General features: G+C 64.4%; 23 protein-coding genes. 15 read left to right on the top strand and 8 right to left on the bottom strand.

All coding sequences use genetic code 11. The annotated features are described in order from the left end of the window. Positions 1–531: 531 nt before the first annotated feature. From OKW27_RS28995 to mnmC, 3 genes are all read right to left on the bottom strand, one after another. Positions 532–1,647, bottom strand: a complete 1,116-nt coding sequence (locus OKW27_RS28995; protein WP_429335526.1) for a YbdK family carboxylate-amine ligase — start codon at positions 1,645–1,647, stop codon at positions 532–534. Between the two features lie 87 nt (positions 1,648–1,734). Further along, entirely contained in the window at positions 1,735–2,940 is a 1,206-nt protein-coding gene (locus OKW27_RS29000; protein ID WP_429335527.1) for a cation:proton antiporter, read from the bottom strand. Between the two features lie 949 nt (positions 2,941–3,889). Beyond that, complete coding sequence (mnmC, locus tag OKW27_RS29005) at positions 3,890–5,857, bottom strand: bifunctional tRNA (5-methylaminomethyl-2-thiouridine)(34)-methyltransferase MnmD/FAD-dependent 5-carboxymethylaminomethyl-2-thiouridine(34) oxidoreductase MnmC (protein WP_429335528.1); 1,968 nt, start codon at positions 5,855–5,857, stop codon at positions 3,890–3,892. 230 nt (positions 5,858–6,087) lie between these two features. On the opposite strand from mnmC, the gene OKW27_RS29010 reads away from it, so the two are divergent. Together OKW27_RS29010 and OKW27_RS29015 are read left to right on the top strand one after the other, a co-directional pair. Next, positions 6,088–6,285, top strand: coding sequence for a hypothetical protein (locus tag OKW27_RS29010; protein ID WP_090802341.1), 198 nt, complete (start codon positions 6,088–6,090; stop codon positions 6,283–6,285). 18 nt (positions 6,286–6,303) lie between these two features. After that, the gene (locus OKW27_RS29015; protein WP_018418891.1) at positions 6,304–6,582 is read left to right on the top strand and encodes an HU family DNA-binding protein; all 279 of its coding nucleotides are present in this window, start codon (positions 6,304–6,306) and stop codon (positions 6,580–6,582) included. 147 nt (positions 6,583–6,729) lie between these two features. Here the strand turns inward: OKW27_RS29015 and OKW27_RS29020 are convergent, their stop codons facing one another. Further along, complete coding sequence (locus OKW27_RS29020; protein WP_429335529.1) at positions 6,730–8,028, bottom strand: GTP-binding protein; 1,299 nt, start codon at positions 8,026–8,028, stop codon at positions 6,730–6,732. Between the two features lie 145 nt (positions 8,029–8,173). Next, entirely contained in the window at positions 8,174–8,617 is a 444-nt protein-coding gene (locus OKW27_RS29025) for a lytic transglycosylase domain-containing protein (RefSeq protein WP_429335530.1), read from the bottom strand. A gap of 497 nt (positions 8,618–9,114) precedes the next feature. Between OKW27_RS29025 and gspD the strand changes: the two genes are divergently transcribed. Genes gspD through gspF form a run of 3 tightly spaced genes read left to right on the top strand, consistent with a single transcriptional unit; the run spans position 9,115 to position 14,244 of the window. Beyond that, on the top strand, positions 9,115–11,505 hold the full coding sequence (gene gspD / locus OKW27_RS29030) for a type II secretion system secretin GspD (protein ID WP_429335531.1): 2,391 nt from the start codon (positions 9,115–9,117) through the stop codon (positions 11,503–11,505). After that, positions 11,502–13,022, top strand: a complete 1,521-nt coding sequence (gene gspE / locus OKW27_RS29035) for a type II secretion system ATPase GspE (protein WP_429335532.1) — start codon at positions 11,502–11,504, stop codon at positions 13,020–13,022. Before gspD ends, gspE begins: the two co-directional genes overlap by 4 nt. A 4-nt stretch (positions 13,023–13,026) precedes the next feature. Beyond that, positions 13,027–14,244, top strand: a complete 1,218-nt coding sequence (gspF, locus tag OKW27_RS29040) for a type II secretion system inner membrane protein GspF (RefSeq protein WP_090802334.1) — start codon at positions 13,027–13,029, stop codon at positions 14,242–14,244. A gap of 76 nt (positions 14,245–14,320) precedes the next feature. On the opposite strand, the gene OKW27_RS29045 is transcribed toward gspF, so the two are convergent. Next, positions 14,321–14,734: a hypothetical protein gene (locus OKW27_RS29045; RefSeq protein WP_429335533.1), complete on the bottom strand. Its 414-nt coding sequence runs from the start codon at positions 14,732–14,734 to the stop codon at positions 14,321–14,323. A gap of 135 nt (positions 14,735–14,869) precedes the next feature. Between OKW27_RS29045 and gspG the strand changes: the two genes are divergently transcribed. From gspG to OKW27_RS29085, 8 genes are all read left to right on the top strand, one after another. Further along, positions 14,870–15,334 carry a type II secretion system major pseudopilin GspG gene (gene gspG / locus OKW27_RS29050; protein WP_090802331.1) on the top strand — a complete coding sequence of 155 codons (465 nt, stop codon included), beginning with the start codon at positions 14,870–14,872 and terminating at the stop codon, positions 15,332–15,334. A gap of 189 nt (positions 15,335–15,523) precedes the next feature. Beyond that, positions 15,524–16,051, top strand: a complete 528-nt coding sequence (locus OKW27_RS29055; protein ID WP_409259081.1) for a GspH/FimT family pseudopilin — start codon at positions 15,524–15,526, stop codon at positions 16,049–16,051. Between the two features lie 52 nt (positions 16,052–16,103). Continuing rightward, positions 16,104–16,496 (top strand): type II secretion system minor pseudopilin GspI, encoded by a 393-nt coding sequence (gene gspI, locus OKW27_RS29060; protein ID WP_429336603.1) that lies wholly within the window; start codon positions 16,104–16,106, stop codon positions 16,494–16,496. Further along, on the top strand, positions 16,474–17,148 hold the full coding sequence (locus OKW27_RS29065) for a PulJ/GspJ family protein (protein ID WP_429335534.1): 675 nt from the start codon (positions 16,474–16,476) through the stop codon (positions 17,146–17,148). The genes gspI and OKW27_RS29065 overlap by 23 nt, the downstream gene beginning before the upstream one ends. A gap of 1 nt (position 17,149) precedes the next feature. Then, positions 17,150–18,265: a type II secretion system minor pseudopilin GspK gene (gspK, locus tag OKW27_RS29070; RefSeq protein WP_090802326.1), complete on the top strand. Its 1,116-nt coding sequence runs from the start codon at positions 17,150–17,152 to the stop codon at positions 18,263–18,265. Positions 18,266–18,293: 28 nt separating this feature from the next. Beyond that, positions 18,294–19,703, top strand: a complete 1,410-nt coding sequence (gene gspL, locus OKW27_RS29075) for a type II secretion system protein GspL (protein WP_090802324.1) — start codon at positions 18,294–18,296, stop codon at positions 19,701–19,703. Continuing rightward, positions 19,700–20,203 carry a type II secretion system protein M gene (locus OKW27_RS29080; RefSeq protein ID WP_090802323.1) on the top strand — a complete coding sequence of 168 codons (504 nt, stop codon included), beginning with the start codon at positions 19,700–19,702 and terminating at the stop codon, positions 20,201–20,203. The genes gspL and OKW27_RS29080 overlap by 4 nt, the downstream gene beginning before the upstream one ends. Before the next feature lie 28 nt (positions 20,204–20,231). After that, positions 20,232–21,011: a type II secretion system protein N gene (locus OKW27_RS29085; RefSeq protein WP_429335535.1), complete on the top strand. Its 780-nt coding sequence runs from the start codon at positions 20,232–20,234 to the stop codon at positions 21,009–21,011. A 150-nt stretch (positions 21,012–21,161) separates the two neighbouring features. On the opposite strand, the gene OKW27_RS29090 is transcribed toward OKW27_RS29085, so the two are convergent. Both OKW27_RS29090 and OKW27_RS29095 read right to left on the bottom strand, forming a co-directional pair. Beyond that, entirely contained in the window at positions 21,162–22,766 is a 1,605-nt protein-coding gene (locus tag OKW27_RS29090; RefSeq protein ID WP_429335536.1) for an efflux transporter outer membrane subunit, read from the bottom strand. Between the two features lie 279 nt (positions 22,767–23,045). Further along, entirely contained in the window at positions 23,046–23,444 is a 399-nt protein-coding gene (locus OKW27_RS29095) for a hypothetical protein (RefSeq protein WP_090802318.1), read from the bottom strand. Between the two features lie 251 nt (positions 23,445–23,695). Here OKW27_RS29095 and OKW27_RS29100 point away from each other — a divergent pair, with 251 nt between their 5' ends. Together OKW27_RS29100 and OKW27_RS29105 are read left to right on the top strand one after the other, a co-directional pair. Next, positions 23,696–24,202 carry a MarR family winged helix-turn-helix transcriptional regulator gene (locus tag OKW27_RS29100; protein ID WP_018418907.1) on the top strand — a complete coding sequence of 169 codons (507 nt, stop codon included), beginning with the start codon at positions 23,696–23,698 and terminating at the stop codon, positions 24,200–24,202. A 211-nt stretch (positions 24,203–24,413) separates the two neighbouring features. Next, the gene (locus OKW27_RS29105; RefSeq protein WP_429335537.1) at positions 24,414–25,976 is read left to right on the top strand and encodes a DHA2 family efflux MFS transporter permease subunit; all 1,563 of its coding nucleotides are present in this window, start codon (positions 24,414–24,416) and stop codon (positions 25,974–25,976) included. The last annotated feature ends 31 nt before the right edge of the window (positions 25,977–26,007 follow it).

A 26,007-nucleotide genomic window follows, 5' to 3' on the forward strand; every position in this document is an offset into this window, starting at 1 on the left:
CGGCGGCTGCCTGCCGGAGTACACCCGTTGCGTGTGTGGGGTAGCTTCGTCCAACCGCGGATGAAACCGTTTGTACTATCTCAAAAATACACCGTCTTGGAAGCCGAAGGCGGCGAAAAACGACATTCTATGCGACAGCGGCTAATCGTACAGCTAACTTATCCAACGCGAGCTGTGGATAAGCAGGGGAAAACGTTTGGACAGCCTGTGTACCGTTTTGCAACAAGCACTTGCAGCGTGTTGAACGTTTCCTCGGTTGCGCTTGCCAGGCGTGGCCGGAGCCCGTTTTACGAGCCCAGTTATCATTTCCCCAGCGCATTGACTTTGCAGGAAATTATTCAGTTGTCCACAGCCTTTGGCAATGCCTGCTTACGACTACTACGCTGGTATACGTAAACTTTCGAAAAACCTGAAGGGTTGCGCGCGCGAAAAACCATAAAAATTTTCTTACGAAAAAAACCCGCACGCGGCGGGTTTCGTCGGAACGTCGCGTAGCCGGCGCACGCGAACGGTTTCATGAAGTCTTCGCGACTAGGCGCGCCATTGCAGACACTGCTGGCGTACCGCTTCGTGCAAGGACTTTTCCTGCGCAAACACACTGCGCAGCCACGTCGCGTCGTTGACCTGACCGCGCGCGATCGCGCCGACTTCGGCCAGCGCATTCACCGAGCCGAGCGCTTCTGCATGCGGTCCGATCTGTTCGAGCGTTTCCAGAATATCTTCGGAAATCGTCTTGCGTTCACCGGTTTGCGGATTGATGCAGGTGCCACCGAGTCCGAACCGGCAGGCTTCGAAACGGTTGAACGTGTAGACCAGATAGTCGTCTTCCTGCGGCACGATCGGCTTATCGAGCAACAAATGACGCGCGAGCGTCTGGATGTAGCAGGCGATCGCCGCGGCGCGATCCACCGAAAACGGCGTATCCATCACGCGGACCTCAATCGTGCCGAAGCCCGGCTTCGGACGGATATCCCAGTAGAAATCCTTCATGCTGTTGACCACGCCCGTGTGGACCATCTTCGAGAAATACTCCTCGAAGCTGTCCCACGTCAGCACGAACGGCGCGCGGCCCGACAGCGGAAACGCGAACACGGAATTCAGACGTGCCGAATGAAATCCGGTATCGACGCCCTGTACGAAAGGCGACGACGCGGACAACGCAATGAAATGCGGGATGAAGCGCGACATCGAATGCAGCAGATACAGCGCGCTGTTCGGATTCGGGCAACCGATGTGCACGTGCTGGCCGAACACGGTGAACTGCTTCGCAAGATAGCCGTATAGCTCGGAAATATACTGAAAGCGCGGCGTATCGACGATCTGCCGCTCGCTCCATTGCTGGAAAGGATGGGTGCCGCCACCGCACAGACCAACGTTCAGATGATCGGCCGCGGACACCAGCGTGTCGCGAATCTTGCGCAGATCGGTGACCGCCTGTTCGTGCGACGTGCAGATCCCGGTCGACAGCTCGATCATGCTTTCGGTGATTTCCGGCGTGATATTGCCGGGGATTTTTTCGTCCTTGATGAGGCGCAGCAGATCCGTGCCGGCTTTGGTCAGATCATAGTCGTGCGTATTGACGATCTGCATTTCGAGCTCGATACCGAACGTGAACGGTTTCGAGTCGATGAAGGGTTCGAGTGACATGGCGTCCCCTGAGTCAGGTCGTTTGAGGCGAAGGAATTGAAAGACGGGTTCGTGAAACGCGCATGGCAGCCCATGCGTGTTTCACGCTTACCCCTCGCGCCGCTCGGCGACGAGCGCGAGGCTGCGATAGACGAGCCACGGCCCGAGAATCTGCAGCACGAAAATCGAACACATGGCGATTGCGCGCAGCTGCGGATCGAAGTTCGGATACAGGTTGTACGTGTCGTCGACGAGCAGATACGCGAGCGCCGACATCGGTGACAAGGACAGGCCGAGCGCGATGCCCTGCTTCAAGTCCAGGCCGCTCGGCTTCGCGAACGCCAGCACGCCGACCAGCTTCGCGACGAGGCGAGCAATGATCAGACCCAGCGCGGCGACTCCGCCCAACGCGATGTGCTTCCATTCGAACGACGTCAGCGTCAGCACGAACAGGATCACCGTCAGCAGCCAGCCCGCGGTGCCGAAATGCTCTGGCCACAACTGCGGACGCACTTCGTGATTCTTCACGATGATGCCCGCGGCGAGCAGCGCGAGAATCGTCGACAGCTTGAACAGATGCGCGATCGCGATCGCGAGCAGCACGAGACCGAACAGCGCCACGAACGAATGCTCGTCCTGCATGTTCAGGCGCCGATAGAAGAACGTGCAGGTGCGCGCGAGCAGATACGCGAGCACGAGCGAGCCGACCAGCAGGTACAACGGCTGCAGGATGGTCGCGAACACGTTGCCGTAAACCTCCTGATGCAGCCAGCTCGACACGAGCTTTTCGATCACGACCGCGTACATGCTGTTCAGCGCGGTCAAGGTCAGAAGACGCTGCGTGACCTGGCCTTCCGCGCGTAGTTCGGTTTTGAGCTGGATCACCATCGCGGGCGATGTCGCCATCGCGATCGCGGCGAGTACGGTTGCGACCATCAGCGGCACGTGCAGAAACAGCAACACGGGCAGCACCAGCACGAAAGTCAGCGTGGCTTCGGCGACGCTCGACAGAATCAGCCACGGATTACGGCGGATCCAGCGCAGATCGAGCCGGCTGCCGAGTTCGAACAGCAACAGGCCGAGCGCGACGTCGAGCAGCGGCCGCGCGGCGCTCGCGGAATCCGCATCGATCACGCCAAAGCCTGCCGCGCCGGCCACGAGTCCGATCACCGCATAGCCGGAAATGCGCGGCAAACGCCACGCGCGATAGCAAAGCTCGCCGCACAGACCGGCGGCAAGCAATGCAAGACCCGCCCAGAAAATGGCGTCGGGCGAAAGCGGCCACGCTGGCAAAAACGAAAACGCCGAATTCATCGTAATGGGTTCTCCTTGGCAGCAACGGCAGACGACACGAACCGGCGCACACGCACGCCGTCACGAGCGCACGGGGAGCGCACGTTGTCGCAAGCGCTTCGCGAAATCAGCGTTGCGAGGTTTCAATGATCGGATGATCGGAATGCGCCACGGCCGCGAAGAACCGCACGGAGTCGGGCACATACACGGGATGCGGCAGTAGCAACAGGCACGCTGAAGGAACGCCGTCGACCTTGAATCAGATTCTGTTTGACCGGCACCGTTCCATTGCTGCGCGTGCCGTCAGTTGCTGTGGCACGACGCGGAAAAACGGGGATTGTGCCATAGCTTTTTCCGGGTTAACCGAAAAGACGTTAACTCGCAGGCAAAACGGTAAAAAAGAACGTTATTTTCCCAGTGAACGGAAAAAGCGACCTTTTTTCGAGGTATCGCATCAGTTTCGACCACGTCGCGAACGGCAAATCCGCTCCCGGGCGTTGCCGCTGCTTCGGTGATTCGATGCGCGGTTTTGTCGTTAACGCAGCGCGTCGAGCGATCCGTTTTACGCGAACTCGAACGAAATTCAGCTAGCCCGATAGGCGGGGCGTTAGCCCCCGTCCTTGCTGTTTACTGGTTTACCGTATGTATACGTAGTAACAGTTAACAAGCTGCCTCGGTTTCTGTGGATAACCTATGTTTACCGAAACAAATCATCGAGTTCCCGCCCGCATAACCGGATGCACAGCATGTGCGGCGGCTGCCGGTATACGCGAGCAACTTTTCGCACTTTTTCGCGATGTCCCAGTTACCCCGTTTACGTCCACAACGGTTCCACACGACTTGCGCCGGTTAACCGCGCCGTTATCCACAGGTCGCAGTGGATAAGCCGGAATCCTGGTTAACCTGGTTTACAGGGAGGGCGGAGTTAACGTGCCGGGCGCAGAGATAACTTCGCAATGGTCGAAGCCGGTTAACCGATCGTTCCCTGTCGCAAGGAGCGCAGCAGAAAACGCCCAGGGTCGATGTCTTCGGCGAGATCGCGTTCGAGCGGCCACGGCTCGCCTTCGATCTGCGAGGCGATCAGTTCAGCGCCGAGCGCGGCCCACACCAGCCCGCGAGAACCATAAGCGAATGCGCCGTACAGACCGTCGAGACGCGGCAGATCGAGCGGCCATGCGCCGCGCAGGCGGGCAGCATCGCGGGCGGCAGCGGCTTCGTCGGCGAGCTGGCCGATCATCGGCATGCGATCCGAGCTCACGCAGCGAAACGCAACGCGGCCGGCGAGCGAGGTCAGCGGCGCGGCATCGAGTGCGCTTGCGAACGACGGCAACATCTGCGCGACGCGCTCGATATTCTCGCGATGACCGTCCGCGCGCAGCGACGTGTCGGGGTCGTCGAGTTCATAGGTCGCGCCTGTCAGCGTGACATCGTTCGCGAGCGGCACGGCGTAGCCCTCGCCGATCACCGGCAGCGCGAGCGGCGCGACGGTACCCGCCGGCAGCAAGCTCAACTGACCACGAATGCTGCGGGTCGGCGCATGACGCAAGCCAGCGATGCGCGCAGCTTCATGCGCACCAGCGACGATCACGACCGGCGCTCGCGCGACTACCTTTCCCGCGATATCGAAGACGGTCCACTGATCGCCGGCACGTTCGAGCCGCGCGACGTCGAGACCGAAGCGTCGTTCGAGCAAGCCGCCTGCCGATGCGAATTGCGCCGCGCACAGCGAAGCCGGATCGATCCAGCCGCCGCGCGGAAAGAACCAGCCGCCACGCGCGAGCGGCACGCCGGCGAGTCGCTCGGCATCGGACGCGCACACCGGCGTCACGTAGTCGGACGGATAGCGGAACGCGCCGATGGCCTCGCCGATTGCGCGCGCCTCGTCGTCGTCCGCGGCGATCTGCAGCAGACCGCGATCGCCGCGCGCGAGCCGATGCCCTGCACTTTCGAGCGCGGCCCAACGATTGAGCGCGTACAGAAAGCCCGCCCGCGTGACGCGCGACGCGACGCTGTCGTCGCGCGAAATCATTGGGTGGAATACGCCGGCTGGATTGCCAGACGCATCTTGTGCAACCGACGCATGCCGCTCGAGCGAAGTCACGCGCCAGCCGCGCGCCGCAAGCCGCTCGATCACCGCGCAGCCGGCCAGTCCCGCACCGATCACGACCGCGTGTCGTTCGTCGTGCCCGAACGGCGCGGGCGGCTCATAACGGCGCACACGCCAGCGCGGCGCGAAGCGACCGACCAGCATCGCGCGTTTCCAGCCGAAGCCGTCGACCTTGCGATACTCGAAGCCGCATTGCGTCAATGCGCGTTTGACGTCGCCCGCGCTGCTATAGGTGGAGAAGGTCGCGTCATCGCCCGCGACGCGCGCGAGCGCCTTGAAGATCGCCGGGCTCCACAGCTCTGGATTTTTCGCGGGCGCAAAGCCATCCAGATAGAACGCATCGGCACGCAGCCGCAGTGTGGGCAGGCTGTCGAGCGCATCGGCGAAGATCAACGTCAGCACGACGCGGCCGCCTTCGAATTCGAGCCGGTGCGTGCCGGGCACGAGCATCGGCCAAGCGTTCGCGAGCATGTTCGCGAGCCCGGCGATCAGCGGATCGGCGATCGTCGTTGCGTGAACGCGGCGCAGATCGGCGGCGCTAAACGGATGCTTTTCGGTCGACACGAAATGCAGCCGCTCGCAGCGAGCCGGATCGGCGCGCCATGCGGCCCACGTGACGAGAAAGTTGATGCCGATGCCAAAGCCGGTTTCGAGCACGGTGAACGTACGGCGGCTCTGCCATCTTTCGGGCAATTCGTTGCCGCGCAGAAAGACGTAGTGAGCCTGCTCGAGCGCGCCGACGGCGCTGTGATAGATGTCGTCGTAGCGTGGTGAAAAGGGGCTGCCGTTGTCGCGGAAAGCGAGGACGGCGGGGATCAGCGGATCGGTCATGCGCGACGGGAAAACACGCTCAAAAGGTCGCTCGAAAGAGCGGGTTCGATGGTTCGAGCCGGCGCGCGCTGCGCGCGAGTCGCCGTAAAAGACCCATCAGGACGCATTTAGACGCTTTGCTGCGTTGGCAAAAACCAACGCTAACCCCCGCCAGGACTGGGTTTCAGCCCTCGTTTAGGGGGTGCTGAGGGGCAAAATTTCGATTTCCTTGCAAGAACGGCCCGAAAACCGTGCAATTCCTCGAAACCCTTATCCTGATTGGGTTTGCGCTGCGCTATCATAGCAAGCGCCGCGAAGGGAGCGGCAGCACGGCCGCCGAACAGGGTTTTGTCCGGCGCGGGAGATCGTCAGGATCAGGGCCGCAGCTGCTCGACGGCGCGGTGCGCGCACGTATAATCGGCGCGGTCGCGCTGTTCGTATCAACCTAAACTCAGAAAGGAACCTTAATGAACAAACAGGAACTGATCGACGCTGTCGCAGGACAGACGGGCGCCAGCAAGGCTCAAACCGGTGAAACGCTGGACACGTTGCTTGAAGTGATCAAGAAGTCTGTGTCGAAGGGTGAGGCGGTCCAGTTGATTGGCTTCGGTAGCTTTGGTTCGGGCAAGCGCGCAGCGCGTACGGGTCGTAATCCGAAGACCGGCGAAACTATCAAGATCCCGGCTGCCAAGACCGTCAAATTCACGGCAGGCAAGGCGTTCAAGGACTCGGTCAACAAGCGCTAGGCAGATTCCTGCCGGGCAGTTGACACCCGCGAGAAAAACCCGCCAGTGGCGGGTTTTTTTTCGTCCATGCATATGGTTCAAGCGCGGGACGTGCTTCGTTCAGTCATGACGATGCGCGTTCCCGCCGTGGTCATGTCCGCCATGTTCTCAGTCGTCGCCGTGCCCGTGATGATGATGGCCGCGATCATCATCATGATCGTGATCGTGGTCGTCGAACTCCCACGCCGGGAACGGATCAGGGAACTGCTGCCAGGCTTGCGGCCCGAGCGCGTATTCGTCGTCGGTGAGCAGACAGGCGTCGAACTTCGCGCGCCAGATGGCGGGGTCGATATCCACGCCGATCAGTACGAACTCCTGACGACGATCGCCGATGCTGGTATCGTCCGGCGCGCCGTACCAGTCGTCGGCGATTTCGGCGGCCAGCTCGTCGTCGCCTGCCGGCCATTCGCTGCGATCCTGCGCGGCCCACCACATGCCCGCCGGACCGTGCCGGCAAGCGCCACCGGCCTGCGATAGCGAACCGCCGATATCGTTGCGCGTCGCGAGCCAGAAGAATCCCTTGCTACGCAGTATGCCCTTCCACTCCCGATGCAGCAGCTCCCACAGCCGCTGCGGATGAAACGGCCGGCGTGCGCGATAGACGAAATGGCCGACGCCGTATTCGTCGGCTTCGCTGCGATGCATGTGGCCGTGTTGACCGCCGTGCTCGTGCTCGAGTGCCGCGAGCCAGCCCGGCGCATTCGACGCTTCGTCGAAATCGAAGCGTCCGGTGTTCACGATCTGGTCGAGCGGCACGTCGGCGAAGCGGCTCACGAGCTGCACCGCGCGCGGGTTCAGGCGTGCGAGGATGCGCTGCAATCGCGCGAGTTCGTCGGCGCTGACGAGATCGATCTTGTTCACGACGAGCACGTCACAAAACTCGATCTGCTCGATCAGCAATTCGACGATCGTACGGTCGTCGTCTTCGTCGACCGTGATGCCGCGTTCGGCGAGCGCGTCGGCCGACGCGTAATCGCGCAGGAAGTTGAACGCATCGACGATCGTGACCATCGTATCGAGCCGCGCGACGTCGCCGAGCGACGCGCCTTCGTGGCCCTCGAATGTAATGGTTTCGGCACTCGACATCGGCTCGGCGATGCCGCTCGATTCGATCACGAGCGCGTCGAAGCGATTTTCGCTGGCGAGGCGACGGATTTCGTTTTGCAGCTCGTCGCGCAGCGTGCAGCAGATACAGCCGTTCTTGAGTTCAACGACCTGCTCGTCGACGCTCGACAGGTCGGCCGCGTGGCGCACAAGTGTCGGGTCGATATTGACCGCGGCGAGATCGTCGACGATCGCGGCGACGCGCAAACCGGCGCGATTCGCAAGGATGTGATTCAGGAGCGTGGTCTTGCCGGCGCCCAGAAAACCGGAGAGCACGGTGATGGGCAATAGCGGCTGGTTCATCGCGGTACGGAATACGGGAGGATTGAAAGGCGTGTCGGGAGCGGGGCCAAATGGTCGGCGTCGCTGCGACGGCGCGACAGCAGCATGAAGCCGCATTGTGCATTAAAACGGGCGCAGCCTGCGCAAGCGACAGCGCTGGACAAGCCTACTGCGCGGGCATCAACTTCCACCTGCGCAGAATCGCGGCGATCTGTTGCGAGTATTTGTCCCGCAACGCCGGCGTCTCAGAGTGGTATGCTCCGACCGCCTGCCAGGTATTGCCGTACTTGTTCATCTGGCGGCGCAGATGCCACGCCGCGATATAAACGTTCTTGCACGGCTCCATCAGCGTGCCCTGCGAGATCCCGTACTGGGCGAGCACCGGCAGATGCACCGAATTGATCTGCATCACACCGTAGTCGGTCGAGCCGTTCGCGTTCTTGTGCTGCGCATCCGGCCGGTTGTGCGACTCCTGCCACGCGATAGCCCGTAAAATCAATGGGTTGACCTTCTGATACTTCGCCGCTTCGTCGAAGCAGTCGGCGCGCGCGGAGCCGGCTGCGAGGAGCAACGCGAGCGTGGCGGCAACGGTGACGAGCGGACTTTTCATCGGTCAACAGGACTGGATAAACCCGAGGTAAGAATCGGTAAGGCAGTTTGCCGGCCGTATTTCGGCCGCAACGGCAAGCTGGCCGGGCATTTGTCGAGCATCGGGGAAAACCCGCGTCTGCAAACACATAGCAGTGAGTCGAACGGCTCGTATCATACCGGCAGTCCGACCTTCGTCAAGTTGGCTAACCGACATAAGACCGTACAAAGCCGGGTAATGGCGTCCAGGTACGGTGCTGGTTAGCTTTCAATTTACTAACCAGCCTGCGATTCCGTAAGGATTCGCATGAGGCCCCTTGTTTTGTTTCAAATCCGACATGAAAAGCTGTTACTGTTCGTTTTTTTCGGGCGTCGGGACGCTGGAGCTCCAAGCGAAACTCGCTTTTGGGGCCGGCTCACAGACCGACCGGGCGGTAGCTTGCTGCCAGGTCCGCATCGCTTGACCGTCGGTGGCAGAGGCTGCCGGCATCGATATCACATTCCATGAGAAGAAATTGTATGGCTTTGCGTCGCGTGGCAACGGCGCTGCTGGTGGCTGGACTGATCACCGCGCAGACAGCACAGGCAGAGGTGACACTCAACTTCGTCAACGCCGACATCGACCAGGTCGCCAAGGCGATCGGCGCGGCGACCGGCAAGACGATCATCGTCGATCCGCGGGTGAAGGGGCAACTGAACCTCGTGTCCGAAAACGCGGTACCCGAGGATCAGGCGCTCAAAACCCTGGAGTCCGCGCTGCGCATGCAGGGCTTCGCGCTCGTGCAGGATCACGGCGTGCTGAAAGTGGTGCCCGAGGCCGACGCCAAGCTGCAAGGCGTGCCGACCTACGTCGGCAACGCGCCGACGGCGCGCGGCGACCAGGTCGTCACGCAGGTTTTCACGCTGAGGAACGAATCGGCCAACAACCTGCTGCCGGTACTGCGTCCGCTGATTTCGCCGAACAACACCGTCGCGGCCTACCCCGCCAACAATACGATCGTCGTCACCGACTACGCCGACAACGTGCGGCGCATCGCGCAGATCATCGCGGGCATCGATAACGCGGCAGGCCAGTCGGTGGCGGTCGTGCCGCTGAAGAATGCGAATGCGATCGACATCGCGCAGCAGATGAACAAGATGCTCGATCCGGGCTCGATAGGCAGTACGGACGCGACGCTGAAGGTGTCGATCGCGTCGGATCCGCGCACCAACTCGCTACTGATGCGCGCGTCGAACACCGCACGTCTCGCGGCGGCAAAGGAGCTCGCGAAACAGCTCGACGTGCCGACCACGATGCCGGGCAACATGCACGTCGTGCCGCTGCGCAACGCGGACGCGACGAAGCTCGCGCGCACGCTGCGCAACATGCTCGGCAAGGGCGGCGGCGAAGGCTCGTCGGGCGGCTCGAACGAGGCGAACTCGTTCAACCAGAACAGCAGTGGTGGTGGCGGCGGCGGTCTGTCGAACGCCAGCAATTCGACGGGCACGTCGGGCACGCCACCGTTGCCGTCAGGCGGACTCGGCGGCAGCTCGATGAACTCGCCGATGGGCGGCGGCGCCTCGGGCTCGAATAGTAATAGTGGCGGCTTTCTCGGCGGAGAAAAGGAGAAGAGCGAAGACCAGGGCGGCGGCATGATCACGGCCGATCCCGCAACCAACTCGCTGATCATCACGGCGCCCGATGCGACGTACCGCAACTTGCGCGCGGTGATCGACCAGCTCGATGCACGTCGCGCGCAGGTGTATATCGAAGCGCTGATCGTCGAGCTGAACTCGAATACGAGCGGCAACCTCGGGATTCAGTGGCAGGTCGCGAACGGTAACTTGTATGCCGGTACCAACCTGTCGACTGGCTCGGGCAACAGCATCATCAACCTGACGGCGGCCGCGGCCGCTGCCGGCTCGACCGGCGGTCTCGCTACGGCATTGGGCGCCCAGAACTTGCAACAGGGCCTGAACGTTGGCTGGATCCACAACATTTTCGGCGTGCAGGGTCTCGGCGCGCTGCTGCAGGCGCTGTCGCAGACCGCCGACGCGAACGTGCTGTCCACGCCGAACCTGATCACGCTCGACAACGAAGAAGCGAAGATTATCGTCGGTACCAACGTGCCGATCCAGACCGGTTCGTACTCGAACCTGACGAGCGGCACGACGAGCGCGGCGTTCAACACGTACGACCGTGTCGACGTCGGTCTGACGCTGCACGTGAAGCCGCAGATTACCGACGGCGGCATCCTGAAGCTGCAGCTCTACACGGAAGATTCCGCGATCGTGAACGGTACGAACAACGCGGCGACGAACCCGGCGGGCCCGGAATTCACGAAGCGTTCGATCCAGTCGACCGTGCTGTGCGATACCGGCGAGATCATCGTGCTCGGCGGCCTGATGCAGGACAACTACCAGGTCAGCAACAGCAAGGTGCCGCTGCTCGGCGACATTCCGTGGCTGGGCCAGCTGTTCCGCTCCGAGCAAAAGACGCGCGACAAGACTAACCTGATGGTATTCCTGCGCCCGGTCATTCTCGCCGATCGCGACACCACCCAGGCCGTCACGGCGAACCGCTACGACTACATCCAGGGCGTGCAGGGTGCGTACCGTTCGGACAACAACATCATGAAGGATCGCGACGATCCGGTCGTGCCGCCGATGCCGCTCGGCCCGAGCCAGGGCGGTGTGCCGGCGCTGAACCTGTTCGATCTGAACCAGATGCGCCGCCAGCAGATGATGCCGCAGCAGGCACCGCAACAGGTGCCTCAACAGGTACCGCCGCGGGCCGTGCCGCAAGCCAACGCGCAGCCCACGACGCAACCCGTGCCGCAATCGATGCCGCAAACCGTGCCGCAACCGGCGGTCGTCGATCCGGCCAGCGGCGTGGTGCCGAGTACGGTATCGCCGGGAGCGCGTCCGTGACGCAGACGCCCGCGCAAACCGCGCCATCGCAAGGTCGGTTGAACGGCGACGCCGCCGGCGAGCGCGCGGCGCCCTCGCCGCTCGCCGCCCGGCTCGTGCCGTACGGTTTCGCGCGCAGCGGCCAGGTCCTGGTCGCGCATCAGTATGCCGATAGCCTCGAAGTCTGGATCAGCGAGCGCACGAGCGAAGCCGCGCTTGCCGAAATCGCGCGCAACTACGGCACGGTATCGGTGGTGCGCGTGCCCGCCGACGATCTGGCGCAGGCGATCAACCAGGCCTATGCGCGCCAGGACGGCAGCGCCGCGCAGGTGGTCGGTGAAGTGGAAGGCGAAGTCGATCTGTCGCGTCTGATGCAGGACATTCCCGAGGTCGAGGATCTGCTCGAATCGGAAGACGACGCGCCGATCATCCGCATGATCAACGCGCTGCTCACGCAAGCGGCGCGCGAACAAGCATCGGATATTCATATCGAGCCGTTCGAGAATGCGTCCGTGGTGCGCTTTCGCGTCGACGGCACGCTGCGCGACGTGGTGCGGCCGAAAAAAGCGCTGCACGGCGCGCTGATCTCGCGGATCAAGATCATGGCGCAGCTCGACATCGCGGAGAAACGTCTGCCGCAGGACGGCCGCATTACGCTGCGCGTCGGCGGTCGTCCGGTCGACGTGCGCGTATCGACGCTGCCCACCGGCCACGGCGAGCGCGCGGTGCTGCGGCTGCTTGAAAAAGACGCGGCGCGACTGAATCTCGAAGCGCTGGGCATGGCATCCGACACGCTCGGCAAGTTCGACAAGCTGATCGGCAAGCCGCACGGCATCGTGCTCGTGACGGGCCCGACCGGCTCCGGCAAGACCACGACGCTGTATGCGTCGATGTCGCGACTGGAGACGGCGACCACCAACATCATGACGGTGGAAGACCCGATCGAATACGACCTGTCCGGCATCGGCCAGACCCAGGTCAACGAGCGGATCGGCATGAGCTTTGCGCGCGCGTTGCGCTCGATTCTGCGTCAGGATCCGGACATCATCATGATCGGTGAAATCCGCGACCTCGAAACCGCGCAGATCGCGGTGCAGGCGTCGCTGACCGGCCACCTGGTGCTCGCGACGCTGCACACGAACGACGCGGCATCCGCGGTCACGCGTCTGACCGACATGGGCGTCGAGCCGTATCTGCTCGCGTCGTCGCTGCTCGGCGTGCTCGCGCAGCGGCTCGTGCGGCGGCTGTGCCCGGTGTGCCGCGAAGAGCGCACCGAAGAGGACGGCAGCAAGCGCTGGCATCCGGTCGGCTGCGACCGTTGTGGCCAATCCGGTTACGCGGGACGGCGCGGCGTCTACGAGCTGCTGCTGATCGATGAGACGATCCGTGCGCTGATCCACCGCAACGCGGCGGACGCCGAAATTCTCGAAGCGGGCCGCGCGCACGGCATGCGCACGCTGCGCGAGGATTCGGAGCGCTGGCTCGCATCGGGACTGACGTCGCTCGAAGAAGTGATTCGCGTGACGGGCGGAGCATAAGCGCATGCCGGCATTCCGTTTCGAAGCGATTGACGCGGCGGGCAAGGCACAAAAAGGCGTGCTCGACGCCGACAGTGCACGCGGCGCGCGCACCAACCTGCGCTCGCAGGGACTCACTCCGCTCGTCGTCGAACCGGCGGCGTCGCGCACCCGCGGCGAGCGCAATCAGCGGCTCGCGCTCGGGCGTCGTCTGTCGCAGCGCGAGCAGGCCATTCTGACGCGGCAGCTCGCGAGTCTGCTGATCGCGGGTCTGCCGCTCGACGAAGCGCTCGCGGTGCTCACCGAGCAGTCGGAGCGCGACTACATCCGCGAGCTGATGGCGGCGATTCGCGCCGAAGTGCTCGGCGGTCATTCGCTCGCGAATGCGCTGCAGCAGCATCCGAAGGACTTCCCCGAGATCTACCGGGCGCTCGTCGCGGCCGGCGAACACACGGGCAAGCTCGGCCTGGTGCTGTCGCGGCTCGCCGACTACATCGAGCAGCGCAATGCACTGAAGCAGAAGATCGTGCTGGCGTTCACGTATCCGACGATCGTCACGATCATCGCGTTCGGCATCGTCACGTTCCTGCTCAGCTATGTGGTGCCGCAGGTCGTCAACGTGTTCGCGAGCACCAAGCAGCAACTGCCGTTTCTGACGATCGTGATGATGGCGCTGTCCGGCTTCGTGCGGCACTGGTGGTGGGCGATGCTGATCGGCGCGATCGTGGTCGTCTATCTGGTGCGCGCGACCCTCAGGCAACCGGGCCCACGGCTCGCCTTCGACCGCTGGCTGCTGACCGCGCCGCTGATCGGCAAGCTCGTGCGCGGCTATAACACGGTCCGCTTCGCCAGCACGCTCGGCATTCTGACCGCGGCGGGCGTGCCGATTCTGCGCGCGCTGCAAGCCGCGGCCGAAACGCTCAGCAACAATGCGATGCGCGAGAACATCGACGACGCGATCGTGCGAGTGCGCGAAGGTACGTCGCTGTCGCGCGCGCTCGGCAACACGAAGACGTTTCCGCCGGTGCTCGTGCACCTGATCCGCTCGGGCGAAGCGACCGGCGACGTGACGACGATGCTCGATCGCGCGGCCGATGGCGAAGCGGGCGAGCTGGAGCGTCGCACGATGTTCCTGACGAGCCTGCTGGAGCCGCTGCTGATCCTGGCGATGGGGGGCGTGGTGCTGGTGATCGTGCTCGCGGTGATGCTGCCGATCATCGAACTGAACAACCTCGTGCAGTAGTAGTCGTCGTCGCGCGAGGAAGGAAGAGAAAGGATTTACGCGGCATGCGGTATCAGCCGCGCAACCGCTTCGGGTTTCAGCGCACGTAAATGGTGGGACCGCTGGAGTAGGCGGGGAGGAAGATTTCCGAGTGGGCGCCATTGCGGTCGATGATGATCGAGCGGGCGCGGACTTCGGAGAGCCTGGTGCCTTGCATCAGCGCGCTGCCGAGCGACACCGCGCGCGGCGGCTCGCCACCGACGCTGACGATCGCCGCGGCGCCTTCGCTCAACGCGAGGATGCCGAAGAGATGGATGTCCTGATTGACGTTGCGCGTGAGCTGTCCGCCGAACAGCGTCGCGGCCTGATCGGTCGAGACCTGCGCATGCGCCGCCGCAGCCGGCAACGGCGCGCCGGCCATCGTGATGAGCGTGATGACCCAGTAGGTCAGCGTCGCGCAGAAAGCGGCGAACAGCGCGAGCGACAGGAGGCGGATTTGGATGGCGTTCATGCGCACATTGTACGGACTATTGTGAAAATTGCGGTGGGTTGAAGCCCTTCAACTGCATGACATTAAAATGACGGCCCGGCATGTTCAATCTGATAAGCCGGGCCGAAAATTTCACCTGAAAAGAGGTAGCAACCTATGCAACTGTCGACCATTCGCCGCGCTGACAACGCGGGTTCGCGCGGCCGTCGTCAACGCGGTTTCACGCTGATCGAAATCATGGTCGTGATCGCCATTCTCGGCATTCTCGCCGCGCTGATCGTGCCGAAAATCATGAGCCGTCCGGACGAAGCGCGGCGCGTTGCCGCGAAGCAGGACATCGGCACCGTGATGCAGGCGTTGAAGCTCTATCGCCTCGACAACGGCCGCTATCCGACCCAGGAGCAAGGCCTGCACGCACTGATCGAAAAGCCGGCCACCGACCCGGTGCCGAACAACTGGAAGGAAGGCGGCTATCTCGAGCGTCTGCCGAACGATCCGTGGGGCAATGCGTACCAGTACCTGAATCCCGGCGTGCACGGCGAGGTCGATGTGTTCAGCTACGGCGCCGATGGCAAACCGGGCGGCGAAGGCAACGACGCCGACGTCGGGTCCTGGCAATGAACAGGCTGAACCTGGCATCCCGGCAGACTCGATGATGTTCATGCACGCGCCCTCCTTGCCACCGGTTCGGCCGCTTGTTTCGCCAGGCGCCCTGCCCGCCACGCCGTTATGTTCGCGGCGCGGGCAAGCGTGCGTGCTTCACCGATGCATTGCTGTATGAATTTCCGTTGATCGTCGATGGCCGGCACTATGCGCACGTCCGCTTGCAAGTCCCGTGTGGACACTCCGTGTACCGCTTCGCGGCCGCGCTCCCGCCTGCGCCGCCGCCGCGCGGCAGGCTTCACGCTGCTCGAAATGATGGTCGTGCTCGTGATCGCGGGCCTGCTCGTGTCGCTGACCGCGGTCACGATGACCCGCAATCCGCGCACCGATCTGAACGAGGAAGCGCAGCGTCTCGCGCTGCTGTTCGAATCGGCTGGCGATGAAGCGCAGGTGCGCGCGCGGCCGATCGCGTGGCAGCCGTTCGAAGGCGGCTTCCGTTTCGATCAGCGCACCCAGGACGGCTGGCGTCCGCTGCGCGACGATCTGCTCGGACCGCGTCAGTGGGAAGGCGGCGTGACCAGTGTCGCGATCAGTTACCCGGGCTCGGATTCGCACGCCGATCGCATCGTGTTCGGTACCGAGGCGATCGACGTGCCGGTGCAGGTCACGCTGTTTTCGGCGGCCGGCCAGGCGACGATCGTCGGTACCGGCAATGGCCGCTACGAGGTGCGCTGAGATGCGGATGCTTCGCTATGGCAGGTCGGTCCGTGCCCCTTCCCTCTTCACGATGCGCGATGTCGGGTGCCGCGAGGAGCGTGGCTTCACGATGATCGAGGTGCTGGTCGCGCTCGCCATCATCGCGGTCGCGCTTGCCGCGTCGCTGCGCGCGGTCGGCAGTCTCGCGAGCGGCGAAGCCGAGCTGCACCGGCGTCTGCTCGCCGGCTGGAGCGCGGACAACGCGCTCGCGGACCTTCATCTGAAGCATGCATGGCCCAACATCGGCTCAACGAGCTTCGATTGCTCGCAAGGCAATCTGCAACTGCGCTGTACCGAGCATGTGACGGCGACGCCGAATCCGGTGTTTCGCCGTGTCGAAGTGATGGTGACGATGCCTGGGAAGTCCGGCAATCTCGCGCAGATGGTCACGGTGGTCGCGAATGAAAACAACCGCTCGCTGTGAGCGCCGCCGCCGTTATGGCGCGCGCGGCTTCACGCTGATCGAACTGCTGGTCGCGATCGCGATCCTCGCGGTGATCGCCGTGCTGTCATGGCGCGGGCTCGATCAGATCATCCGCGGCCGCACGACGATCACGAACGCGATGGAAGACGAACGGGTGTTCGCGCAGCTGTTCGACCAGATGCGTATCGACGCACGCCAGGCCGCCAGCGACGACGAATCGGGCCAGGCCGCCGTCTCGGTGTCCGGCAACGCGCTGCAGATCGTGCGGCACATGGTGCTGCCGGCCACCGCGCCGCGTCTGCAGGTGGTGCGCTATCAGATCTCGAACGGCCGCGTGGTGCGCTACGCGTCGCCGCCGCTCGGCAACGTCGGCGAATTGCGGCGCGCGTTGCACGGCAGCGACGGAGGCTGGAGCGCGGTGCCGCTGATGGGTGGCGTGGGCTCGATCTCGGCGCGCATGTACGTGCCGAAGCTCGGCTGGACCATACGGATGAACGACGTACAGACCGCGATGACCGAAGCCGTCAACAACCTGAAGGTGCCGCAGCTCGGCAACGCGCCGATGCCACGCTCGGTGACGGGGCTCGAGGTCAGCATCGGCGCAACATCGCTCGCGCGGCCGGTCACGCGCGTTTTTCTGGTCGGAGAATGACATGACGTTCTCCTCGTCGTCGTCGAAAAAGTCGGCATCCGGTTCGCGCGTGGCCGGCGCGCGCGAGCGCGGTGTGGCCATCATCAGCGCGCTGCTCGTCGTCGCGCTGTCGGCGATCCTCGTGTCCGGCATGTTGTGGCGCCAGCAGGTACAAATCCGGCGCATCGAGAATCAGCGGCTGTTGTCGCAGGCGCAATGGGTCGCGCGCGGCGCGCTCGACTGGACCCGGCTGATTCTGCGCTCCGAAGGCGATACGTCGGCTGGCATCACGTATCTGGGCGGCGTGTGGGGCGTGCCGATCGCGAAAACCCGGCTGTCGGATTTTCTCGGCCAGATTGGCGAGGTACGCGCTGAGCAAGGCGCGGCCACCTACCTGTCGGGCTCGATCGAGGACGCGCAGTCCCGATTCAATCTGCGCAATCTGGTCGCAAGTCCGGCGCCCGGCGTGACGCAAATCAGCGCCGAGCAGATGGCCGCGTATCAGCGCCTGCTGGTGTCGCTCGGCCTGAGCGGGCAGCTCGCCAAAGTGACCGCGCTGCACGTGCGCGCGGGGCTGTCGCAATCGGCGACGCGCTTTCAGACCGGCACGTCGATCAGCAGCACGCCGCAGGTGGGCGGCGGCGGCGGTATGACGGGCGGCAACTTCACGAACCAGCCCGGCATCGAGGACGGCGACGACAACGTGGCGGTCGCGCCGCTGCTGATGACGAGCGTCGATTCGCTGCTCGACATTCCGGGCTACACGCCGGAGATCGTCGCGAAGCTGCGGCCGTTCGTCACCGTGCTGCCTACGACCACCGCGATCAACATGAACACCGCGTCGGCCGAAGTGATCGCGGCGATGGTGCCGGGCATGACCGTGTCGCAGGCGCAAGCACTCGTCGCGCGGCGCCAGACCGTGTTTTTCCGCAACGTCGGCGACGTGCAGCTCGCGCTGACCGCCGCCGGTGTGCAATCGGTGTCGATCGATCCGAATCAGTTCGACGTCAATTCGAGCTACTTTTTAGTCCACGGCAGTGTGCAGCACGAGCGCGCCGAAGTGGATCGCACGACGCTCGTCTATCGCGATCCACTGACTCACACCACGCGTATCGTGCGGGTACAAGACCAACTGTGAACAACGCAATCCATAGAGAGAGTGGCCTTTGAGCACGCTGATCGTCCTATTGCCACCGCGTGATCCGGCGGTGCCCTCGCAGGAATGGCAACTGCCCGAGCTGCCGTTCGTGCTGCTCGACAAGACGGGGCGCACGCAGCGCGCCGGCCGCTCGGCGCTCGCGCTGCTGCCACGCGCCGGCACGACGGTGCTGATGCTCGCCGCGCGCGACCTGCTGCTGATGCCCGCGACGCTGCCGCCGCTGCGTGGCCCGAAGCTGCGCCAGGCGCTGCCCAATATCGTCGAGGATCAACTGATCCAGGACCCGCAGACCTGCCATATCGCGGTCGATCCGCAGGGGCTTGGTGAAGGTCGGCACCTGCTCGCGATCATTGATCGCGGCTGGTTCCGTTTCATCTATGAGGCGTTCACGACGGCCGGTCATCGCAGTCTGCGCGCGGTGCCGGTCACGCGTTGCCTGCCGCTGGCGCCGGTGACCGAAGTTGCCGCGAATGACGATGAAACAGCCGAAGTGCGCGAGCCGGCGATGGCCGGCGCGGCGAGCGTCGCGACGTCGCTACCGGGCATCGCGCCGGTGGTCGCGCCCGAAGCGCCGTCCATCGTGCCGATGGTGGCCGCGGTGCTCGGTGCGGTCGTGCAGACCGCACCCGCGCTGCTCGTCGAAGGCGCGCTCGACAGCGGCGTGCCGCGCGTCGAACTGGCGATTGCACGCGGTGTCCAGGGCGAGGGTTTCGCGGCGCCGGCCGATGCGGTGAACGCGACGCTGTCCGCGCTAGCGGGTGCGGCGCCGGTGTCGCTGTACATGCTGACCGAGGTGCCCGGCAACGAGCCGAACCAATCTACGACGAGTCCCGCGCGGCTCGCCTCGCATATTCACGGCGCGAGTCCGCTGCCGTTCGAGCAGCTCGCGCGACGCGCGCTCGAATGCCGCTTCGACCTGTGCCAGTTCGAATTCGCGTCGCAGCCGTGGCGCCTCGATCGCGCGACGCTGCGGCGTCTGCGTCTGCCGATCGTGCTCGCGGTCGGCGCGCTCGTCGTCGCGATCATCGGCGCGAACGTGCAGTGGCTGATGCTTGCGCGTCAGCGTGACGCGATCAACACGCAGATGACGGAGCTGCTGCTCAATACGTTCCCGAAGACGACCGTCGTACTCGACGCGCCCGATCAGATGGCGCGTCAGGTGCAACAGCTGCGCGTGGCGGCGGGCGAGCTGTCGCCGGAGGATTTCCTGTCGCTCGCCGACGGCCTCGCGCGCTCGCTGTCGCCGCTGCCGGTCAACGGCATTGCCGCGCTCGACTATCACGAGCACCGCCTCGACGTGACCTTCAAACCCGCGGTCAAGGTCGACCCCGACTTCGCCAAGCGCCTCGCGCGCAACGGCCTTACCGGCGCGATCGACAGCAGTACCGGCAAGTGGACCATCAGGAACGGACAATGAAAGCTGAACTCGCTCAAACATGGGCTGGCTTCTGGGACCAGCGCACCGATCGTGAAAAGGCGCTGCTGACGTGGGGCGGCGCCGCGCTCGCCGTGGCGATTGCGTGGTCGGTGCTGTGGGCGCCCGCGCAGGAAGGCCGCGCGCACCTGCGTGAATCGCTGCCCAGCCTGCAGCGGCAGCTTGCGCAGATGACCGCGCAGTCGAACGAGGCGCGCTCGCTGTCGGCGGCCGCGCAAGGTGTCGCGCCGACCGGCGCGGCGCTGAAGGACGCGCTTTCCGCATCGCTCGGCGAACATGGCCTCGCCGCGACGCAGGTGCAGTTCGTCGGCAACGCGGTGCAGGTGCAAATGAAAAACGTGGCGTTTCCGGCCTGGACCGCGTGGGTCGATGACGTGCGCAAGCAGTTCAAGGTGCAGGTCTCCGAGGCGCACATCACCGCGTTGAAAGACGACGGTCAGGTCGATCTGACGGTCGCGCTGCAACCGTCGACCGCGAAATAACCACGCGCCGCTCGCTACAGGATCTCGCATGAATTACTGGATGTGGCGCCTGCGTGCGGCGCTGCCGTGGCTGGTGGTCGCCGTTTTGTCGGTGGCGGTCGTGACGCTCGCGTTACTGCCGGCCGCCTGGATTACGCCGCAGTTCGCGCGGCAAACGCACGGGCACGTCAATCTCGTCGACGCCGAGGGCTCGCTGTGGCACGGCTCGGCGACCCTGATGCTGGCCGCCGGCGCCGATATGAGCGCGGCGACGCTGCTGCCTGGTCGGATCGAATGGCGCACGGCGTTCTGGCCGCTTTTCACCGGACGCGTGCGCATGGTCATGCGCCATAGCGAGGCGATGCCCGACCCGGTCACGGTCGAAGCGACGCCGCGCGGCGCAACCGTCACGCCGGGCGTGCTCACGGTGCCGGCGTCGCTGCTCGCGGGGCTTGGCGCGCCATTCAACACGCTCGATCTGCAGGGCAACGTGCAGCTGTCGTGGTCCGAGTGGCGCAGTTTCAACGGCGAAGCGTTCGGCCAGCTGACGATGATGCTCGACGACGTCAGCTCCCGGGTGTCGCTCGTGAAGCCGCTCGGGTCGTACCGGGTCAGGTTTCAGGCGCAGGGCACGTCGTCGGCGCTCGATCTGAGCACGATCAAGGGTCCGTTGACGCTGACCGGCAGCGGCACGGTGTCGGCCGCATCGACGTCGTTTCATGGCACGGCGAGCGCCGCGCCGGAACAGCACGACAACCTCGCCGGCCTGCTGAATCTGCTTGGCCGGCCTAGCGGGCCGGATACGGTGGCGCTGACGTTCGTGCACTGAGTTGGGGCTGACGTGCGCTGATGTGTGCGCTGATGTGTGCCGAGGCGCGTGTTTCGCGCGCGTGGCGCGATGAAAAAAGAGGCATGGCCGCGAGTTGCGGCCATGCCTCTTCTGTTTTGTGGCGTTGCTGCGCGGCGAGCGCAGCGGACATTATTTGCTCTGCACCCGCGCTTGCGGCGCGTCTGTGCCCGACGCGGTGCTCTGTGCGATGGACGGCGCGCCGACTGACGTGGCCGCAGCTCTCGGCGCCGATGCCGGCAGCGGCGCGGGCGCCGCGACATCGCCGGTCTCGCGATTCATCTGCGACGCGTCCCAGCCGCCGCCGAGCGCCTTCACGAGCCCCACCGACGACACCATCCGCTGCCCGGCGATATTCTCGAGCTTCTGTTCGGCCGTGAAAGCCGTGGTCTGCGCGGTCAGCACATTGACGAAGCCGACCGTACCCGCCTTGTACTCGTTCGTCACGATGGCGAGCGCCTGGCGCGCCGAGTCGACCGCCTGCCGCTGCACGACGATTTCCTGTTCGAGGATGCGCAGCGACGCGAGGTTGTCCTCGACGTCCTGGAACGCGGCGAGCACCGTCTGCCGATAGGTCGCGACATCCGCGTCATAGGTGGCACGCGCGGCCTCGGTTTGCGCTTTGCGCAGGCCGGCGTCGAAGATCGTCCCGGCCAGTTGCGGGCCGAGCGTCCAGAAGCGCGACGGCAACGTCAACAATTGCGAGAACACCGAGTTCTCGAAGCCGCCGGTCGCCGACAGCGTCAGCGACGGGAAGAAGGCGGCGATCGCCACGCCGATCTGCTCGTTCGCCGCCGCGGCCTTGCGTTCCGCCGATGCGATATCCGGCCTGCGTTCGAGCAGCGCGGAGGGCATCTGCGCAGGCACGGCGGGCGGCGTCGCGGTGAGCGGCATCGGCGGCAGGGAGAACATCGACGCGGGCACGCCGACCAGCACCGCGATCGCGTGCTCGTCCTGCGCGCGCTGGATGCCGTTGTCGATCGCGGCGGCCTGCGCCGATTGCAGCTGCGTTTGCGCCTGGATCACGTCCGAGCGCGCGGCGACGCCGGCCGCGTACTGATTCTGCGTGAGTTGCAGCGAGCGCTGATAGGCGATCACGGTGTCGTCGAGCAGCTTCTGCGTGGAGTCGAGCGCGCGCAGCAGGAAGTAGGTCTGCGCGAGCGTGGCCTGGGCGGACAGGCGCGCGTTCGCGAGGTCGGCGGCCGCGCCCTGCTGGCCGGCTTTCTGCGCGTTGACCGAGCGCGTGACCGAGCCCCACAGGTCGGGCTCCCAGCTCGCCGTCATCTGCACGTTGAAGCTGTTGGTGATGCCCTCGCGACTGGTCGCCGTAGTCGCATTGCCACTGGTTTGCGTGCCGTTGCCCGAGCGCGTCGCGCCCGCCGACGCACCGATCGTCGGGAAGTACGCTGCCCGCGCTTCGCCGACGAGCGCGCGCGCCTGCCGGTAGCTCGCGGCGAATTGCGCGATGGTCTGGTTCGCGGTGTTGAGCTTGGCTTCGAGTTCGTTGAGCTTCGGGTCTTCGTAGATCGCCCACCAGTCGCCGCGGTCGTGTTGATCGGCGGGTTCGGCGACTTTCCAGCCGGGCGCGGCTTCCTTGAACGACGCGGGGATCTCGGTGGCCGGCCGCTGATAGTTCGGACCGACCGCGCAGGCGGCCAGGAGCGTCGCGCAGGCCGCGCTCACGGCAAGGGACAGGACGCGCGGAGCAAGCGCCCGCGACATTCGATCAGACTGCATGCAATGAATTCCTTCTGGACGCCGCAATACGGCCGGGAATGGCGCCACCGGCCGGGCGAGATCGTGGTCTGCCGGAATGTTAGCGTATGAGCCCGCGCGAGCGCGGGAAACTGAAAGCCGAAAGGTTAATGCGAGGCGGTGCGCAGGTGTGTTACTTGCGGCGACGCGCTGGTTACGCGTTGTTACCGGCGGCGCGAGGGGCTGCGGGTTCGCGGTGGTTCAGATGGCTAGACGAAGCGAAACTGTGTGCCGAAAAGCGCGCTACGAATCGGTGCACCTTCAGAGCCGCGATTCCGTGGATTGGGTCTGCTGGCGTTGACGCTGACACGCGAGCTTGCCAGCGGAGGCCCGGCACGACGCACCGCCAGGCGCGAGGCAAGCGTTACCGCTGTTGGCCGTCGCGGGGACGACGTTTCCCGCCTTTATCACGAAGCTTTCCTTCGGCAGCACGATCTCGCTGGATTCCGCGCCCACAACGCTGCCTTTGCTCGCCCGCTTCGTGCCCCTTCGATGCTCGGCCCACGCGAGCAACGCGACACCCACCGACCCACCCGGCAGCACGAACAGTCCCGCAAACAGCGCGAGCTTCCACCAGCGGTGTCGGCCCTGGAAGGTATGGAGTGCGGAATCGGTGAGTGAGCGGCTGAGGCCGCCAAGCGTGTTTTTGAGGTACAGCATCGGGGAAATCCTTTGGCGCGCGTCGCGAGGCGTGCGGTCGATCGGTCAGAACATGGTCTCGAATGGCGCAGGACGCGCGAAACTCATTGCTTGTCATAATATTGACTATGCAATCAAATTTCAAGATACTGTGCGGCGCCATTGATTCGACTGTTGTATTTCGGTTGGCCTCGTTGCGCACCGCAAAATGCGATTTGACTTGTCTGCTTAGGCAGCTAAACTTCGTCTTGCCTGGATGTTGCGGATACCCCATGACTGATGGCCCCTACAAAGCGGACGAGGTCGAGCTCACGAGCAGTCTCGGCTACTACCTGACGAAAGCGCGCAACGTGCTGGTCGAGCGCACGGACCGTGCGGTCAAGCCGCTCGGGCTCACCGCGCAGCAGATCGGCGTGATTCTGATGCTGTCGTCGCGGCGCGCGAGCACGCCATTCGAGCTGTCGCGCGCGATGTCGTACGACAGCGGCTCGATGACGCGTCTGCTCGACCGGCTGGAAAAGAAGGGCTTCGTCGTGCGCACCCGCAGCAGCGACGACCGACGCATGGTGAAACTTGAGCTGACGCAGCAGGGCCACGAGGCCGCGCGCCAGTTGCCGAACCTCGGCGCAACTGTGCTGAACGACCAGTTGCGCGGCTTTACCGCCGAGGAGCACGCGACGCTGATTCACCTGCTCGCCCGTTTCATCGCAAACGGTCCCGAGGGAGACGCCGACGTGGGTTGCGGACCGGCGCCACCGCCGGACGAGCCGCCGGGATGAGCCGAAGCATGCGTCAAACAACGGTCGTCGTCGGATGGCGGCGGCGCGTCATCACGAAGTACTAGCAGGACAATCACGAGGCGCGTTTCCAAGGCGTCATTGTCATCTGATATCTGTCTGGGCAGAGGGTGATGCGGCATGCAAGCATCGTATCTGAAACACCCGATAAGGCTGCCGCGACAAGCTTTCGCCGCCTGAGGAGAACAAACCTATGGATGCCACGGCTTCCAACGCCACGCTGCCCGCAGCAGAACTCGCCCCGCTCCAGGGCGGCACGCTCGCGCTGCTGACCGTCGGCCTTGCGCTCGGCACCTTCATGGAGGTGCTCGACACCTCGATCGCGAACGTCGCGGTGCCGACCATTTCCGGCAGCCTCGGCGTCGCCGCAAGCCAGGGCACCTGGGTGATCTCGTCGTACTCGGTCGCCTCGGCGATCGCTGTGCCGCTGACCGGCTGGCTCGCGCGACGCGTCGGCGAGGTACGACTCTTCACGCTGTCCGTGCTGCTGTTCACGATCGCGTCGGCGGCCTGCGGTTTCGCGCACAACTTCGAATCGCTGATCTCATTCCGGCTCGTGCAAGGGCTCGTGTCCGGGCCGATGGTGCCGCTGTCGCAGACGATCCTGATGCGCTCCTACCCGCCCGCCAAACGTGGACTCGCGCTCGGCTTATGGGCGATGACCGTGATCTGCGCGCCGATCTTCGGCCCGGTGATGGGCGGCTACATCACCGATAACTTCACGTGGCCGTGGATCTTCTACATCAACGTGCCGATCGGCCTGTTCTCGGCGTTCTGCGCGTATCTGCTGCTGCGTGGCCGCGAGACGCAGACGACGCGCCAGCGCATCGACGCGGTGGGCCTCGTGCTGCTCGTGACCGGCGTGTCGTGTCTGCAGATGATGCTCGACCTCGGCAAGGACCGCGACTGGTTCAACTCGACGTTCATCGTGGCGCTCGCCGTGATCGCGCTCGTGTCGATCGCGTTCCTGCTCGTGTGGGAGTTGACCGAGAAGGAGCCGATCGTCGACCTGTCGCTGTTCAAGGATCGCAACTTCGCGCTCGGCGTCGTGATCGTCTCGTTCGGCTTCATGGCGTTCTTCGGCTCGGTGGTGATCTTCCCGCTATGGCTGCAAACGGTGATGGGCTATACGGCCGGCCTCGCGGGTCTCGCCACGGCACCGGTCGGATTGCTCGCGCTGTTTCTGTCGCCGATGATCGGCAAGAACATGCATCGGCTGAATCTGCGCATGGTCGCGAGCTTCGCGTTCATCGTGTTCGCGATCGTATCGTTCTGGAACTCGACGTTCACGCTCGACGTGCCGTTCGGCCACGTGATCCTGCCGCGGCTCGTGCAGGGGATCGGTGTCGCCTGCTTCTTCGTGCCGATGACGACGATCACGCTGTCGAGCGTGTCCGACGAGCGTCTTGCAAGCGCGTCGGGTTTGTCGAACTTTTTCCGCACGTTGTCGGGCGCGATCGGCACCGCGATCAGCACGACGTTCTGGGAAAACGACACGATCTATCACCACGCGATGCTTGCAGATACGGTCAGCACGTATTCGGCGAACACCAACGCCTATACGAATGCGCTGGCGGGCGTCGGGCTCTCCGGCGACAGCCTGACCGCGCAGCTGAACCAGGTGGTGACGAGTCAGGCGTACATGATGGCCACCAACGACTTCTTCCGCATCTCGGGCGCGGCGTTTATCGTGCTGGCGGTGCTCGTGTGGATCACGAAGCCGCGCAAAGGCACCGGGCCTTCATTAGGACACTGAAGCAAACGCGTGGCAGCGGCGAACGCATCGC

Source organism: Paraburkholderia sp. 35.1, assembly GCF_050436525.1.
GTDB classification, from domain to species: Bacteria; Pseudomonadota; Gammaproteobacteria; order Burkholderiales; family Burkholderiaceae; genus Paraburkholderia; species Paraburkholderia tuberum.

Coding starts and splice junctions, on each gene's coding strand:
- OKW27_RS29020 (WP_429335529.1), bottom strand. CDS start 8,028: ATGAACCAGCCGCTATTGCCCATCACCGTGCTCTCCGGTTTTCTGGGC.
- OKW27_RS29090 (WP_429335536.1), bottom strand. CDS start 22,766: ATGCAGTCTGATCGAATGTCGCGGGCGCTTGCTCCGCGCGTCCTGTCC.
- OKW27_RS29105 (WP_429335537.1), top strand. CDS start 24,414: ATGGATGCCACGGCTTCCAACGCCACGCTGCCCGCAGCAGAACTCGCC.
- OKW27_RS29100 (WP_018418907.1), top strand. CDS start 23,696: ATGACTGATGGCCCCTACAAAGCGGACGAGGTCGAGCTCACGAGCAGT.
- OKW27_RS29095 (WP_090802318.1), bottom strand. CDS start 23,444: ATGCTGTACCTCAAAAACACGCTTGGCGGCCTCAGCCGCTCACTCACC.
- OKW27_RS29080 (WP_090802323.1), top strand. CDS start 19,700: ATGAAAGCTGAACTCGCTCAAACATGGGCTGGCTTCTGGGACCAGCGC.
- OKW27_RS29085 (WP_429335535.1), top strand. CDS start 20,232: ATGAATTACTGGATGTGGCGCCTGCGTGCGGCGCTGCCGTGGCTGGTG.
- gspK (WP_090802326.1), top strand. CDS start 17,150: ATGACGTTCTCCTCGTCGTCGTCGAAAAAGTCGGCATCCGGTTCGCGC.
- OKW27_RS29000 (WP_429335527.1), bottom strand. CDS start 2,940: ATGAATTCGGCGTTTTCGTTTTTGCCAGCGTGGCCGCTTTCGCCCGAC.
- OKW27_RS29045 (WP_429335533.1), bottom strand. CDS start 14,734: ATGAACGCCATCCAAATCCGCCTCCTGTCGCTCGCGCTGTTCGCCGCT.
- OKW27_RS29025 (WP_429335530.1), bottom strand. CDS start 8,617: ATGAAAAGTCCGCTCGTCACCGTTGCCGCCACGCTCGCGTTGCTCCTC.
- OKW27_RS29015 (WP_018418891.1), top strand. CDS start 6,304: ATGAACAAACAGGAACTGATCGACGCTGTCGCAGGACAGACGGGCGCC.
- mnmC (WP_429335528.1), bottom strand. CDS start 5,857: ATGACCGATCCGCTGATCCCCGCCGTCCTCGCTTTCCGCGACAACGGC.
- OKW27_RS28995 (WP_429335526.1), bottom strand. CDS start 1,647: ATGTCACTCGAACCCTTCATCGACTCGAAACCGTTCACGTTCGGTATC.
- OKW27_RS29055 (WP_409259081.1), top strand. CDS start 15,524: ATGCGCACGTCCGCTTGCAAGTCCCGTGTGGACACTCCGTGTACCGCT.
- gspF (WP_090802334.1), top strand. CDS start 13,027: ATGCCGGCATTCCGTTTCGAAGCGATTGACGCGGCGGGCAAGGCACAA.
- OKW27_RS29065 (WP_429335534.1), top strand. CDS start 16,474: ATGAAAACAACCGCTCGCTGTGAGCGCCGCCGCCGTTATGGCGCGCGC.
- gspD (WP_429335531.1), top strand. CDS start 9,115: ATGGCTTTGCGTCGCGTGGCAACGGCGCTGCTGGTGGCTGGACTGATC.
- gspG (WP_090802331.1), top strand. CDS start 14,870: ATGCAACTGTCGACCATTCGCCGCGCTGACAACGCGGGTTCGCGCGGC.
- gspI (WP_429336603.1), top strand. CDS start 16,104: ATGCGCGATGTCGGGTGCCGCGAGGAGCGTGGCTTCACGATGATCGAG.